Annotated in this window: 9 protein-coding genes; 3 read left to right on the forward strand and 6 right to left on the reverse strand. The window is 44.5% G+C overall.

The window, feature by feature from the left end; translation table 11 throughout:
• Positions 1–79 precede the first annotated feature (79 nt).
• The gene (locus ESB13_RS18890) at positions 80–1,261 is read left to right on the forward strand and encodes an MraY family glycosyltransferase (protein ID WP_129005251.1); all 1,182 of its coding nucleotides are present in this window, start codon (positions 80–82) and stop codon (positions 1,259–1,261) included.
• An 80-nt stretch (positions 1,262–1,341) separates the two neighbouring features.
• Here ESB13_RS18890 and ESB13_RS18895 read toward each other — a convergent pair whose 3' ends face one another.
• Together ESB13_RS18895 and ESB13_RS18900 are read right to left on the reverse strand one after the other, a co-directional pair.
• Entirely contained in the window at positions 1,342–2,064 is a 723-nt protein-coding gene (locus ESB13_RS18895) for a nucleotidyltransferase family protein (protein WP_220399722.1), read from the reverse strand.
• Positions 2,065–2,086: 22 nt separating this feature from the next.
• Positions 2,087–3,526, reverse strand: a complete 1,440-nt coding sequence (locus ESB13_RS18900) for a RapZ C-terminal domain-containing protein (RefSeq protein ID WP_129005252.1) — start codon at positions 3,524–3,526, stop codon at positions 2,087–2,089.
• An 89-nt stretch (positions 3,527–3,615) separates the two neighbouring features.
• Between ESB13_RS18900 and ruvB the strand changes: the two genes are divergently transcribed.
• Positions 3,616–4,647 carry a Holliday junction branch migration DNA helicase RuvB gene (ruvB, locus tag ESB13_RS18905; RefSeq protein WP_129005253.1) on the forward strand — a complete coding sequence of 344 codons (1,032 nt, stop codon included), beginning with the start codon at positions 3,616–3,618 and terminating at the stop codon, positions 4,645–4,647.
• A 515-nt stretch (positions 4,648–5,162) separates the two neighbouring features.
• On the opposite strand, the gene ESB13_RS18910 is transcribed toward ruvB, so the two are convergent.
• A complete protein-coding gene (locus ESB13_RS18910) occupies positions 5,163–5,858 on the reverse strand; it encodes a response regulator transcription factor (RefSeq protein WP_129005254.1) in 696 nt (231 codons plus the stop codon).
• A 66-nt stretch (positions 5,859–5,924) separates the two neighbouring features.
• Positions 5,925–8,210, reverse strand: coding sequence for a right-handed parallel beta-helix repeat-containing protein (locus ESB13_RS18915; RefSeq protein ID WP_129005255.1), 2,286 nt, complete (start codon positions 8,208–8,210; stop codon positions 5,925–5,927).
• Between the two features lie 341 nt (positions 8,211–8,551).
• Between ESB13_RS18915 and ESB13_RS18920 the strand changes: the two genes are divergently transcribed.
• Positions 8,552–9,991, forward strand: a complete 1,440-nt coding sequence (locus tag ESB13_RS18920; RefSeq protein ID WP_129005256.1) for an undecaprenyl-phosphate glucose phosphotransferase — start codon at positions 8,552–8,554, stop codon at positions 9,989–9,991.
• 118 nt (positions 9,992–10,109) lie between these two features.
• On the opposite strand, the gene ESB13_RS18925 is transcribed toward ESB13_RS18920, so the two are convergent.
• Both ESB13_RS18925 and ESB13_RS18930 read right to left on the reverse strand, forming a co-directional pair.
• Complete coding sequence (locus ESB13_RS18925) at positions 10,110–11,405, reverse strand: hypothetical protein (protein ID WP_129005257.1); 1,296 nt, start codon at positions 11,403–11,405, stop codon at positions 10,110–10,112.
• Entirely contained in the window at positions 11,380–12,561 is a 1,182-nt protein-coding gene (locus tag ESB13_RS18930) for a glycosyltransferase (RefSeq protein ID WP_129005258.1), read from the reverse strand. The genes ESB13_RS18925 and ESB13_RS18930 overlap by 26 nt, the downstream gene beginning before the upstream one ends.
• Positions 12,562–12,593: the final 32 nt, after the last annotated feature.

The following is a 12,593-nucleotide window of genomic DNA, read 5'->3' on the forward strand; positions in this document are numbered from 1 at the left end:
TTAATCAAAAACATTCTACTTTGCACTCGGTTCTATTTCCCCCCAATTAGAATTTTATTCACCTAAAAATGCTAACTGCATGGAGCAGCTAATTATTGGGGGCGTTATTTCTTTCTTGGTCACTTTCTATGGAATACCTGTTGTTATACAAGTAGCTTCTGAAAAAAAATTATTTGACGTACCCGATGCACGTAAAGTGCATAAGGCTCCCATACCATCTTTAGGCGGCTTAGCCATGTTTTCTGGCTTTCTTATTGCCCTTCTATTAACTGTAAACATTGCAGGCAATACTAGTTTCCAGTATTATGTAGCCTCATTTTTAATCATCTTCCTCCTTGGAATGAAAGATGATATTATTATCATAACTCCTATTAAAAAGTTTGTTGGTCAGGCCATCGTAGCAGGCTTATTAGCAACAAAAGGCAGCTTGCTAATAACAAGCATGCATGGCTTTCTGGGAATCAATCACCTAGATCCAACAGCCAGCTACTTCCTTACATTCTTTACCGTAATCGGAGTAATTAATGCCTTTAATCTAATTGATGGCATCGACGGCCTGGCAGGTAGCCTTGGCCTGATAACTTCCGCAGTATTCGGAACCTATTTCTTTATCAACGGCGACCTTACACACGCTTTACTGGGCTTCACCTTTGCCGGCGCATTGGCAGCCTTCCTGATCTACAATTTCAATCCAGCTAAAATATTCATGGGCGACACCGGCTCTATGCTATTGGGTCTCGTAAATGTAATTCTCGTTATACGCTTCATAGAAATGGGCCCGGTATTTACAGCCCACCCCGTTTCCGCATCTCCTGCAATAGGCTTTGGCATATTGCTACTGCCGATTATGGACACCTTACGCGTATTTGGTATACGTATTTTACATCGCAGATCGCCATTTTCACCTGATAAAAACCACCTTCACCACATCCTCCTTGAAAAGGGAATGTCGCATAAGGCAATCAGCCTGTCCATAGCAGGAGCAAGCATTTTACCTATCACATTCTGCTTCTTGTTCCAAAGCTTGGGAAATACTGCTATTGTAACAGGTCTGATAGCATTCTTCTTCGCTGGCATCTATCTTCTGAAATCCGTGAAAGTCAGAACTCAGCAACTCCATGTTGTAAAAGATGAGGATGAAGAATGGAATGATTTGGCGATGCAGGAAGAACATCTGGCAGCCTCCTCTGTTAAATTGGTTCCATTTTATCAGAAGAAAGGAGCCAAAAAAGCCGTAGCTGCAGGTGAAGATGAACCATAAATAGAATGTTTAATCCTCAGGTTACTTCCTTAGCTATTTACGAAAACTTACAATAACATCATAGAAGCGCTTTCACCCGCTCAGGGAAAAAGCGCTTCTGCTTTTTCAAGGCTTTCCGGCTTCCCAACATCTATAAAAGTAGCCCCGGTATGATTAAAAGCCTGTACGCTATTTAATAACGCGACGGTTAAATATACATCCACCATTGAGAATTTCCCCTCTTGAACCATCAAAGGAAAAATAGCCGTATCAATAACATGAACACCACTAAACGCCTGCTGATGTAATGGCCGTTCATCACGTACAATCTTCTGCTCCCCCGTTTTCACATTCTCCCACCCGCACAACAGCCCTCCCTCGTTAAATAGAAAATAACGCGAACTCGTACGATCACTCGTAGCCAAAGTAGCCAAAGCCTCCCCCGATAAGTGCTGCCTTATCATGGCAGCTAAGTCCATGTCCGTAAGAATGTCCGCATTCATCACCACAAAATCTTCCTCCCCCTCGAAATACCACGCCGCCTTCTTCAATCCACCACCCGTTTCAAGCACCGCATCCGTTTCATTGGAAATCGTAATACGACTACCCCACCCATCAAACCGCTCTATATCTGAAATAACCTGGTCAGCAAAATGATGAACATTCACTATCACATCATAAATACCAGCCCGCTGTAAATATTCAATATTGCGTTGCAGCAATGTTTTCCCGTTTACTACCGCCAAAGCCTTTGGATGTTTATCCGTCCAGGGCTTCAAACGTGTACCCAGGCCAGCCGCAAAAATCATCGCCTTCATCATCATAATATTTTAAATACAAAATCCCCTACCTCACCCAATTCTCACAATTCGTATGCTCCAACACCACCTTCACCTTATACTTATTCCTCAAATGCCGCGCTACCTGCTCCGCAGAATAAACACTCCGGTGCTGCCCACCGGTACATCCGAAATTGATCATCAAACTCCCAAAACCACGCTTGATATAATCCTCCACACTTATATCCACGATATCATAAACACTATTCAAAAATTCGTTCATCTTGGTTCGCTGCTCCAGGAAATCCTGCACAGGCTTATCCTGTCCGCTTAACTTCTTATATTCATCAAAACGCCCGGGATTCAATATTCCCCTGCAATCAAATACAAACCCGCCACCATTGCCACTCTCGTCAACCGGGATCCCACACTTATAAGAAAAGCTGCTGATAGTTACCACCAACGGCGTATTTTCATCCGCAACCGGAGGCTCAAATCTTTCTATTACCTCATCCTGCACAATAATCCGTAGCACCTTATCAAACTCCGGCAACGCAATCCCTATACGCTTATTCTCAACAAACCACTTAAGATTCCGCAACGCCAAAGGAATACTTGCCAGGAAATGCGCCTTGCGCTCAAACAACCCGCGGAAACCATAAGCACCAAGCACCTGCAGTAAACGTATAAGAACATACCCGTTATACTGACTCACAAACAACTCCCTGTCCACCGGCTTCTGAAGCAATCCATCAATCTCATCCATATAATACTCCAGCAGGCTGTTCTTCCACTCATCGCTCAACTCTGCCTTAGCCTGCCATAATAACGACGCAACATCATATTGTAACGCACCCTGCATCCCACCCTGGTAATCTATAAAGAAAACCTCATCATCATTAATGATGATATTCCTGCTCTGAAAATCCCGGAACATAAAATACTTATACTCCGTTTTAGTAAGATAAGTACTGAGCGCATCAAAATCGTCAAGCATAGCCTGCTTATCATAAGGCAGCTTCAGCGTATCAAGAAAATAATATTTACAATAAAGCAGATCGCTCAAAATAGCCTGCTTCCCAAATTCATGCGCAGTCAAACACCAGTCATAGTTCATGCCCTCATGCCCCAGGATCTGCAAACGCGCCAGCTGCTTCAAACTCTTTTGAAAAAGGCCATAAGCATACGCCTGGTGCCCGTTCTCCTCCAGCATATTCAACAGTGAAGCCGTCCCCAGATCCTGCTGTATATAAATAGTAGCAGCTTCATTACAGGCATAAATGCCAGGCACCGGCAAACCCGCATCAAGAAAATGTCTGCTGAAATTTATAAAAGTTTCGTTCTCCCTGATATTGAGATTATAGGTAGCAATAAAAGTGCCCTCACCCGCATATATACGAAAATAGATCCTGTCACTGCCCGACTGGGGCAGCTTCTCTATTCTGTCAGCTGGCTTTTCGGAAAAAGACTGAAAAAGTTCCCCGATAGCTGCCACCACTTGTTCCATAGCGTCAATTTCAGGCAAATATAACTGACAGACAACAGATCCCCCCTACAGCCTCCTTCAATTTACCGCCTTTTCTCTAATTTTACCGCATGTCGAATCCCAGTTTACAGTCGGAGAAGGGGTCGCTGAGCGCGGCAGAGAAGGAGTTTGAAAATAACATCCGCCCAAAGGATATTGAACAGTTCTCAGGACAACCCCAGATCATTGAAAACCTCATCATTTTCATCAAAGCTGCCAAACTGCGTGGTGAAGCATTGGATCACATCCTTTTCCACGGCCCTCCCGGCCTGGGTAAAACCACTCTAAGCCGTATCGTAGCCAATGAAATGGGCGTTAACATCAAAGAAACCTCAGGCCCGGTAATAGAAAAACCCGGCGACCTCGCAGGCCTGTTAACTTCCCTCGAAGAAAATGACGTATTATTTATCGACGAAATTCATCGCCTCAGCACAGTAGTAGAAGAATACCTCTACGCCGCCATGGAAGATTTCCGCATCGATATTATGATCGATAGCGGCCCCAACGCCCGTAGTATCCAGCTTAGCTTAAAACCCTTTACCCTGGTAGGCGCCACCACCCGCAGCGGCTTGCTTACCGCACCTTTATTGTCAAGGTTCGGCATCAAGTCAAGGCTCGAATATTACCATACCGAAACACTCAAAAAGATCATCGAACGCAGCGCAACCATCCTGGGAACAAGCATTTCCCCCGAAGCCGCATTTGAAATAGGACGCCGCAGCCGCGGCACACCACGTATCGCCAACGGCCTGTTACGCCGCGTACGCGACTTCGCACAGGTGTTAAACGACGGACAAATAGACATCGGTATCACCCAGCACGGCCTCAAAGCCTTGAACGTCGATGAACACGGTCTCGATGAAATGGATAACCGCATCCTCAGCACCATCATAGAAAAGTTCAAAGGCGGCCCCGTAGGCATCACCACCATCGCCACAGCAGTAGGCGAAGAACCCGGAACCCTGGAAGAAGTTTACGAACCCTTCCTCATCCAGGAAGGCTTTATCCAACGCACTCCCAGAGGCCGCGAAGTAACACATAAGGCCTACGAACATTTAGGAAAGAAACCCTTCACCAGCGGCCCGCAACAAGGCCTGTTCTAAACAAATAAACGATAACGCTGAAAGAAGAAACATAAAAGGAAAGTCCACTGCCATAAGCCGTAGGCTTTCCTTCCACGCAGCTCAAATTTGTGTTCACAACTATCGTAACTTATCACCCGGTTCACCATATCCCCACGCCGCCAGGCAGGCTAACCACCAGTTCAGGCACCAAACCAACTTGTACAATCGGAAAATCATGCGTAAATAGCATCCGAAAACCTCAGCCCAAACTCAAAATTCCAGTCCGCACATTATAACTACTCACATGTAGCACCTCACACATACGAAAAAGAACGCTTTATATAGCCGCCTTAAAGCCGCCAACAAGCCGTCTATCTACTCCTCAAAACCATCCCAATTCGCCCCGTTACAAAAAAATACAGAATGCCATTTCAATACGGCCGGTATAAAAAATGCCTGATACCAGTCCCAAACCCCACAATCACAATTGCAGCACTCGAAAACCGGCATCAGGCCCGTTATGTTGAAAGATATTTTCTATGCGCAGTAAGCCCCTACGGCGCTACCAGCCTGAATCCATTACCGTGGATATTTACAATCTCGATATTGGTATCATCTTTCAGGTACTTGCGCAACTTGGCAATATAAACGTCCATGCTACGACCATTGAAATAAGTATCACTGCCCCAGATCTTTTTCAAGGCACGTTCCCTGGGTAACAGATCGTTCTTATGTTCCGCCAGCATCTTCAACAGCTCATTCTCTTTAGGAGACAAAGTCTGTGTCTTGCCATCGTGGATCAGCTCACGCAGCTTGGGATTGAAATGATAGCGGCCTAAATCAAACTCGATATTCTCATTTTCTTTCACACTCTCTTCATTCCTTTTCAGGATCGCTTTTATTTTCAACAGCAACACCTCACTGTCGAAAGGCTTGGTGATATAGTCGTCAGCCCCCAGCTTATAACCCTGTATAATGTCTTCCTTCATGGTTTTTGCACTAAGGAAGAACAAAGGCACCTCAGGATCTATATCCCTGATCTCTTCGGCAAGCGTAAAGCCATCCATATTGGGCATCATTACGTCCAGCAGGCATATATCATACTTTTCGCGCTGAAAAGCAGCCAGCCCCAGCCTGCCATCACGTTCCAGGGTTACATCATAATCATTCAACTCCAGGTAATTCTTCAGCACCATTCCCAAATTCTGATCATCTTCACATAGTAATATCTTGTAATTCTTTCCTTCCATAATCGTTTGATTTAAGCTAAAATATACGATATTTTTCAAAAGTTTTCTTAATTCATACAATTCTCCCTAACGCATCTCCCTGAGCAGCACCTTTTTAAAGATCACCCGGTTACCCATCGCCTGCCATTTCACCTGCCCGTCGGCAATCAGCGCATCCTGCGGCGCAGGAGCATTTTTACCACTGGTGCCACCTATCTTACAGCGGAATACCTGGTCATTTACATATACCGTTTGTCCCGGAGTATAATGTACGCCCGCCTTCCATTTCAGCGATGCCGCGAAGCCCGAATTGGCCGCAACCCAACCATAAACATCATTTTCAGGAAAAATGTTCTTAATGGTCGACCCCGCAGAATAATTGCCATATGCCGGCGGCTCCACCCCATAGCTTTCCGTAATGATCTTTGGCTTAACAGGCTGGTTCAATCCGGGGATAATGATATCCGGCTGATCATCTGTACTGCCTGAAAAGTTATTCTTGAAACTTACCAGCGGAAAATAGTTTTCCTTGGTAACGCTATACTCCGAAATATTATCCGAGAAACCAATCTCATCTATCAAATGCCCGTTCATCTGGTTGTCCGATACCAGCAGGTTATTGAACTTTCCAAAGCCCTGCGCATTGAAATAAATACCGTGCGTCGTAAACACAGTATCATTACGCGAACTGTACGAGCCACGGCTGTCGTTACGCAGTTGGTTCCTCGAAAGATTGAAATTAGTGATCCACGCATTGGCAGCCTCAACATAAATATCTGCCGCCACATTATGATGAAAGAAGTTCATCCCGTCAACAATAGTATTACCTTCTACCTGGCTGAATAAATTAGTTCCTATGGCACTTAACAAAATGCCATTCGAACCAAACTTATCTATATAGTTGTTTTTGATCTTCAGCTCACGCGATTGCCCGTTTACATAAATGCCGTTTGCCTTCAAATGACTAAGCGTATTGCCTTCTATAACAATATCAGTACCCGAACCACGCTTGGTATTAACGATCATGATCCCGTTACCATCCTCCAGCACAATGGAACTAGTGTCGGAAGGCACAGCGCCTATATAACGGATAATATTATTGGTGATCTTAACATGGTTGGCATCGATGATATAAAAACCACAGTTCTGGAAAGCGCTCTTACTGTTTTTATTTTTATAATTGAAAGTCCCGGTGATAAAATTGTTACTGATGATGGTACTGCTTGAGCCGGCCAAACCATAATCATCACCTACAAATACCGCAGCAGCAGAACCTGCATCACCGGCATTCTTATCACCCGCATTATTGAAATAGTTGTTATTGATAACAATACGTTCGCAACGCTGAAAGTCAACACCATTGTCTCCTGTATTATTGAAAGTATTACCCGAAACCTCTACATTGCTGCATTGTTGGTTGGCAAGACCAATCCCCGAGATCTGATCCAGATAGTTATCCCTTATCTTAAGTCCTTCTGTTTTAAAAGAAGCCACACAATGTGTCCCTACAAATTCAAACCGGTTGCGTTCTATCACAACATCTTCACACCCCGTACGGCCAAAGTTGCAGATAGCGCCGTCAAGCCTGGCAAAATTAATATCATACCTGCCTATACGTTTGAAAGAACAATCCCTGATGGAAATATTCACCGCACGGTAACTGATACCTCTTCCAAACGCATCCATAAAATGACAACGCTGAATAGTTATATTCGAAGAAGGCTTGCTGTCGAAACTGATATTAAGGATAGCATAACGCCCCGCCTCACGAATCGACTTACTATTGACAGCCTTAGGCCTGCCACCCGAAAAAGTGATGTCTTCAAGTACAATATTATCACCCGTTGTTTTCAACAACGCCGCCGCGCCATTATGAAAAACAGAATCGGTCATGATAGAACTGAAGGTAACGCCCGCTCCTTTTATATGCGTATTCGAAGGCAGGTTCAATGCAGCTGATGCCGGGATATAATATTTACCCGAAGGCAACAACAACGGCATCTGCGCAGCCGCCGCAATATTAATTGCCTTCTGCAATGCCTGAAAATCATTAAACTTACCATCTCCCTTTGCACCAAACCACTTTACATTCAAAGCAACAGACTGATCATATAAACGTTGCCAGCTGCCATGGCCTACGCCCGTTGCAGCAAAACGAAGTCCGCCATCAGTTAGGCTGTCCTCAGAATAATGGAACAATCCTCCGCGCGCAGGATCAGTGATAAGCAACTGCACAGAAGAATCGTTGAACAATTCCATTTCCTCTATCGTAGCTACCTGAACCGTAATGCCTGCCTGGCGAACTGCTTTTACAGGCTTTTGTTGCGCCATTGCAAAAACAGGAAATAATAAGAATGCTAAAAATCTCCTCATACGCCAAAATATTCTCAGTCTGAAATCCAAGGATTATACCAAAGATAAACGGTACACAACAGATGATACACCGCAATACATGGATTTATAGACAGATAGTGAAGCGTAGCTGCCCGGATAAAAAAAATATAATAAAATAGCATCCACATCCTGCAAAAGAGGTAAATGCCTGAGCGCCAGACAATACTCACTTCAACTGCCTGCAGGCCGCCACGGAAGGCCACACAGGTCATATAGCAGTTACCGATATGTTAATTTTCGTTGGCATAGTTGTTGCCTTTTTTATCATTACTCCCTCTTCCCGCCGGGTTTTTAGTTATCCAATGCAATAAAGTATTGTTATGAGCTCAAGATTTGATTATATAGTGAGAATTTCTTTATTGGTACTGGATTTTATCCTGTTGAACGGTACCCTACTGGTTGCTTTCGAAATATTCGATGCATACAGGTTAATGTTACCCGGCACAAGAGTTAACCTCTTTTATATTACCAACCTCATCTGGTTATCGCTTACAGCCTTGCTTAAAATGTATAACTACAGGTCTGCAGGTCGTTATTCTCACCTGAAGAATGCAACATTGAACGCAATGCTGGCATTCGCACTGTTCTTCGGATTCTACCTGGTCCTCGTTAAACAAGACGATATTACAATAGGCTTTTCACTCTACTTTCTCATTCAATTCATTGCAGCCATAGGATGCAGCAGGCTGGCACTCAAAGCTATTATAAGGTCCTTCGTTCGTAATACCAGGACACGTAAAAAGATTGCGATCATTGGCTTTAATGATACAGCACGCAAGCTGGCAGAATACTTCTCCGGGCAAAAAACCTCCTTTGAATTCAGCGGCTTTTTCGATGACGACCTTATCAAACATCAGGCAATGGCCGTACCCGTTACACAAGGTGGCACCGGCAGCTCGCCTTCAAGCGCACTGGCAGCCAACATTAAAGGTTCCGTGAAAGACATCATCGACTATGCCATTACCAACAATATAAAAGAGATCTACTCTACACTGCTGCCCGATCATAACCAGAACGTACAGGACCTGGTAAAACAGGCCGATCAGCACTTCCTCCGTATCAAATTCGTACCGGACTTCACAAACATGCTGCGCTCTAACTATCATATCGATTACATGAATCATTTCCCCGTGATCTCTCTCAGGGACGAGCCATTACAGGAAATTCACAACCAATTGATAAAACGCTGCTTCGACATAGTATTCAGCACGCTTGTCATAGTATTCATATTAAGCTGGCTCTATCCCTTGATAGCGCTCTGCATTAAGTTGTCCTCAAAAGGCCCTGTTATATTCCGGCAACTGCGTTCAGGCCAGGACAACAAACCTTTCTGGTGTTATAAGTTCAGAACTATGACAGTTAACAGCAATGCCGATTCTCAGCAAGCCCTTAAAGGAGATGTAAGAGTTACCAGATTAGGCGCCTTCCTGCGGAAAACAAGTCTCGACGAACTGCCCCAGTTCTTAAACGTATTATTAGGCGACATGAGTGTGATAGGCCCCCGCCCGCACATGCTCATGCATACAGAACAATACAGCGCCATCATCAGTAAGTTTATGGTGCGCCACTTCGTGAAACCAGGTATTTCAGGCTGGGCTCAGATTAACGGCCTGAGAGGTGGCACCGAAACCAACGACCTCATGGAAAAAAGAGTAGAACATGATATCTGGTACATGGAACACTGGTCCATCCTCCTCGATATGAAAATCATCTTCCGTACAGTATTCAACATATTTAAAGGCGAAGAAACCGCTTATTAAATAACACAATTACCAATAACGCATCATCTCTGTCATCCGCACATCATTCTTTCACCATTACAACCTCCGCCATCTTCAACTACCACCCCTCTTCTGTAATCTGCCATCTGCCATACTGCTACCACCTGTTCTCAACCGTCCTGCTCTCTATCCTGCCGGTAACCAATCTGCGGCCGGAGGCAAGCAAAACCCATAACGACATATAACCAAACTCCGGAACAGAAAGCATCATGATAATATAAGTGGCGATAAGCGCAGTACGGTAATAAAAACGGATCTGCCTGGCGCCTTTTGTGTTCCGTGTAATAGAAAATGCATGCTTGAAATAAAACCAGGTAAAAAGTACAACACCAATGATCCCGTTATTGACAAGTAAAGTCGAGAAAAAATCGGTAGAACGTACATAGCCAAAACCTAGGCCGGTAAACTTACCGGCGATATTCATATCATACAGCCAGAAATGCATATGATCACGCATAAAGCTGCCACGCTCCTGCCCCGAAGTATTGGCGCCCGTGAGTTTATCAAGTATGATATCATGCAGGAAATGATGGAAACCCGGGCTCATAAAATATAGCACAACACCAATCAGCAAAGTCACCGGTATAAACCAAAGCGAATACTTCCTGATCTTAGGCTCACGGACCACCACAGCCAATGCCAGTATAACAATGCCCAGGTAGGCCGAAGTTGAAAAGGTGAGAAGTAGTGTTATGCCCAGTAAAACAATATCAACAGTCCGTCTCAGCCCCACAGCCAATATCCAGAAAGGCACTACGGTAAAGGCAAACATAGAAGGCTCACCGGTGAGGCTTTTTAAGCGCTGCACTACCAATGGCCCTACTTTCATCGTTTGAAATAAACTGCCTGGGGTATGATCAAACTGCCTGTTACTTAAAAAATCCCCGTTCTTACCCGTTAACTGAAAAAGCAATATCTCCAGCAAGCCATAAATAGCCAGTACACGTAACCCCCAGTAGAAATAATTCAAATGCCGCCAATGGGCATAATGCTTTACATACAAATAAAGCAACAGCCCTCCAAACAAGTAGGCCGATTGTGTGAACATCGACCTCCGTAAAAATACCCGGTTAGGATCATCTGCTTTTGTAAGCACAAGGTCAGATGTTAAAGCAACGCCGGAAAAATAAACATAGGCCTGTGCAAGCACATTAATGCCTATAAAAACAGACGCTATGATCAGGAACTCTTTCAGGAAACCATCGCGCCTACGAAAACTGAAATACAGGAACAACGGCAGGAAAAGCCAAACAGCTACCAAACACGGCACCGAAGCAGATGCGGATGGGAATAGCACTAAAGAAGTAAAGGGCGCGATGAATAAGATCGCACCCATATAAATATTGATAACGCGTTGTAAAGCGGGATTATTGGCTCTGTTCAACAACATCATAAGCAACAGGATGGGTTGTCAGTCTTTCAGGAAATACAAAATAACCAGGAATAACGCTCTGAACAAAACGTTGGATCTTTTTTATAAAAATATTCTCCGAAAACCGCTGAGCATGCTGCCTGATAAAGGCCGGATCAAAATAAAGATGCTCAAATTTATCGATGGCATGACTCACTGCCGCCATCGTTTGCTCTTTAAAGAACAACGCTGTAGCCTGCGCAGTGCTTATATTCCATGGAATCATCGTATCCAGTACACCCCCCTTCCCATAAGCAATTACAGGCCTTCCGGAAGCTGCCGCCTCAAGCGGTGTAATGCCGTAATCTTCATGCTGCGGAAATAAAAATGCTTTCGCTTCAGCATACAAACGGGCCAGCTCATCCGCACCCAGTGAATTCAGGAAACTGATATTGGTATTAGCCCTCGCCTTCAGATCTTTTTCCATCGAACCTTTACCCACTATCACCAGCTTTTTATCGGGCATGGAATTAAAGGCATCGATGACAAGATCCACCTTTTTATACGGCTCAAGTCTCGACACTACCAGGTAATAATCCTTTACCTGCTGCGCCAGGTAAAAGTTCTGCAGCTTAACAGAAGGATTTATGATCGTTACTTCCCTGCGTGGCTTATAAGCCTCCTCTATCGCTTCTTTCATGCCAATGGCATTGGTAAGATAGTAGTCGGAACGGCGTGCCGCAAGCTTGTCGAACTGCTTCAGCATGGCTGCAACTAGCAAAAAAACATTACGAACCAGCCAGTTCTTTTTCATGATATTTTCATACGACCACGGACGCCATGCCAGGCGGAAAGGTGTATGGCAATAAGTGATCACCGTAGTGCCCTTATCTACACGGATATATTTCGCACAATGAGTAGTTGAAATAAGTACCACATCAAAACCTTCCAGTTTCATGGAACGCATGGCCAGCATGGCAAAAGGAAAGAACAAGGCTTTTACAAGCTTCTCGTTGTTACCGATCTTCTGAAACCACGACGTGATCACGTTCGCCTTTTTGAATTCCGGGTAAGTGGTATCAGCATTATAACATAATGTATATATAGGTGCATCAGGATAGGCCTTGTGCATGCTCAACACAACCTGCTCTGCTCCCCCCCGTCTAACGAGTTCATCATGTACAATAGCTACTTTCATGTGCGGCCTTTTTCACATGTAAGCAAATGCTA

It is taken from the genome of Filimonas effusa (assembly GCF_004118675.1).
GTDB classification, from domain to species: domain Bacteria; phylum Bacteroidota; class Bacteroidia; order Chitinophagales; family Chitinophagaceae; genus Filimonas; species Filimonas effusa.

Coding starts and splice junctions, on each gene's coding strand:
- ESB13_RS18890 (WP_129005251.1), top strand. CDS start 80: ATGGAGCAGCTAATTATTGGGGGCGTTATTTCTTTCTTGGTCACTTTC.
- ESB13_RS18895 (WP_220399722.1), bottom strand. CDS start 2,064: ATGATGATGAAGGCGATGATTTTTGCGGCTGGCCTGGGTACACGTTTG.
- ESB13_RS18900 (WP_129005252.1), bottom strand. CDS start 3,526: ATGGAACAAGTGGTGGCAGCTATCGGGGAACTTTTTCAGTCTTTTTCC.
- ruvB (WP_129005253.1), top strand. CDS start 3,616: ATGTCGAATCCCAGTTTACAGTCGGAGAAGGGGTCGCTGAGCGCGGCA.
- ESB13_RS18910 (WP_129005254.1), bottom strand. CDS start 5,858: ATGGAAGGAAAGAATTACAAGATATTACTATGTGAAGATGATCAGAAT.
- ESB13_RS18915 (WP_129005255.1), bottom strand. CDS start 8,210: ATGAGGAGATTTTTAGCATTCTTATTATTTCCTGTTTTTGCAATGGCG.
- ESB13_RS18920 (WP_129005256.1), top strand. CDS start 8,552: ATGAGCTCAAGATTTGATTATATAGTGAGAATTTCTTTATTGGTACTG.
- ESB13_RS18925 (WP_129005257.1), bottom strand. CDS start 11,405: ATGATGTTGTTGAACAGAGCCAATAATCCCGCTTTACAACGCGTTATC.
- ESB13_RS18930 (WP_129005258.1), bottom strand. CDS start 12,561: ATGAAAGTAGCTATTGTACATGATGAACTCGTTAGACGGGGGGGAGCA.